The organism is Candidatus Nitrosarchaeum limnium BG20 (genome assembly GCF_000241145.1).
GTDB lineage: Archaea > Thermoproteota > Nitrososphaeria > Nitrososphaerales > Nitrosopumilaceae > Nitrosarchaeum > Nitrosarchaeum limnae.
The window spans coordinates 1-2,346 of sequence record NZ_AHJG01000181.1; the positions used below are offsets into that span (position 1 = coordinate 1).

3 protein-coding genes are annotated in these 2,346 nt (G+C 34.9%); all 3 read right to left on the reverse strand.

Features of this window, described 5'->3' with window-relative positions; genetic code table 11:
• On the reverse strand, positions 1–935 hold a 935-nt coding region (gene ftsY, locus BG20_RS06015), incomplete at its 3' end, for a signal recognition particle-docking protein FtsY (protein WP_010192222.1).
• A gap of 4 nt (positions 936–939) precedes the next feature.
• Complete coding sequence (pfdA, locus tag BG20_RS06020) at positions 940–1,365, reverse strand: prefoldin subunit alpha (RefSeq protein WP_010192225.1); 426 nt, start codon at positions 1,363–1,365, stop codon at positions 940–942.
• A gap of 130 nt (positions 1,366–1,495) precedes the next feature.
• Positions 1,496–2,116 (reverse strand): superoxide dismutase, encoded by a 621-nt coding sequence (locus BG20_RS06025; protein ID WP_010192227.1) that lies wholly within the window; start codon positions 2,114–2,116, stop codon positions 1,496–1,498.
• Positions 2,117–2,346: the final 230 nt, after the last annotated feature.

Genomic DNA, 2,346 nt, shown 5'->3' on the forward strand with positions numbered 1-2,346 from the left:
GGAGAAATTTCTTTTATCTCTACTCCAGACAATGAACCAAATACGGTTTCAAGAAATGTTTGTTTGTCAAACGGTTTTAGATCAGAATATTCTTGTCCAACACCAAGATAGAGTACTGGTGTTGAAGTAATTTTTACAATAGATAATGCAGCACCACCACGTGCATCAGCATCACTTTTGGTCAAAATTGAACCATTGAATTTTACATGTTCAAAGAATTCTCTTGCTTGGTTTACAGTATCGTTACCAGCTAAAGAGTCACCGACAAAAATTTTAAAATCAGGATTTACAACTTTGGTGATTTTAGCAATTTGTTCCATTAGATTTTTGCTAGTTTGCATTCTACCTGCAGTATCAATTAGAACACAATCCATTTTGTGAGATTTTGCATAAAGAACTGCATCGCGTGCTACTGCTGCAGGATCGGAATTATAATTTTGAGCAACCAACTTTAGATTCAAACGATTTGTGTGCTCACGTAACTGTTCAATTGCACCTGCCCTGAATGTATCAGCTGCTGCTACCACAAGGGAATACTTTGCTTGTTGTAACATATGAGCAACTTTTGCGAGTGATGTGGTTTTTCCGGTTCCATTAATTCCTACGAATAAAATAAGAAAGGGTTGCCCTGTTTTCTTTTTTTCATTAATTTTTTCAAAGAGATCAATTGTACCTGCTTCATCAAACAGGGTCGATATACTGGAGATCAGACTATCTTTGACAAATTTTTCAATTGTGTTTTTTTCTACTCGAGAACCAATTAGACTATTTTTCAAATCAGACTTTATCGAATCAATTACTTCACTTGCTACATCAGATTCTAAAAGAGAAATTTCTAATTCAGTAAGAATTAGCTCGATATCTTTTTCGTTTAGTTCTTTTTCACCAAGACTTTTCGCTGCATTGGAAAATGCATTGCGAAGTTTATCAAACATTAGATTATCCTGAAGGATTTTGAGATGTCTCTTGCATTAGCATGTTTAATTGTTCTCTGCCCTGTTCTAATCTTGCAACTGCCTGTTGTTTTTTGACAGAAGTGTCTTGTAATGCAACTTCAATTTCTTTAATTTTTGCCTCAAGATAATTTATTGCAGAGTCGTATGATTTTTCCATAGCAACTCCTGCACCAATATTTAGAACAATTTTTTCAGTAGATGAAATTCTTGTGTGTACAAATGTCCCCATTCCAATTGGAACCAAAGTTTCAGAATCAGATTTTTGGCGGATTGCTTTTATTGATTCAATTGCAGCAACTGCTTCTCGCAATACATTTAGTAAAGTTCCCTCTCTTTGTGATAAATCAGTAAAATAAGTCTCTAGCATTTGCATCTGCTGCATTAATTGTTGGGCCTGTTCTTCACTCATTTACAACAAACAACCTTGAGTTGGTTATAAATTCATTCATAAAATAATCCAAGTGTGGATTATGATCTTCGAATTGGCCAGATATGAAAATTAAATTATTAAAATAAATTAAAAAAATAAAGATTGAACTTTATTTTACTTTGGAATATCTGTTTTGTACTTCGTCCCAATTAACTACATTCCACCAAGATGCAATGTAGTCAGGTCTTTTGTTTTGATATTTCAGATAGTATGCATGTTCCCAAACATCACAACCCAGTAATGGTACTAGTCCTTCAGTTCTTGGACTAGTCTGGTTTGGCATGGCCTTGTACTCTACCTTCTTTGTTGAAGGATTGTACACTAACCATCCCCAACCACTGCCTTGAATTACTGCAGAAGATGATGAGAATTTCTCCTTAAAGTCAGCAAAGCTTCCAAAGGATGTTTTGATTGCATCTGCAATTGCTCCTCCAGGCTCTCCGCCTCCATTTGGTTTCATGTTGTTCCAAAACAACTTATGATTGTCATATCCACCGCCATTGAAATTAACTGCACCTCTTTGAGCTTCTGGTACTTGGTTGATGTTAGCCAAGATATCCAAAATGTCCTTGCTTTGAATTTCTACAGGGCAGCTTTCTAGTGCTGCATTTAATTTGTCAGTGTATGCTTGGTGGTGTTTTGTATGATGAATCTCCATTGTTTTTGCGTCAATATGAGGTTCTAATGCATCATAAGCATATGGAATTTGTGGAAGTGTATATTTTCCCATGAAGAACAATTATTGTTTATTCCATTTATTGCTTTACCAGCAATTGGTTTTTACTTGTTGAAAATATTGTAAAAATGTGAAGCTATTACTAGTTTTTACGTTTGTAATCACCGTTTTGGCATCTTTAATTATTTTAGAGTTTGAACCAGAAGATGTTTTTCATACATATCTTGATAAAAGTGTCCCATTTATCGGAGGAGACATTCCAAGACTTGAAGGAATAGATGGTG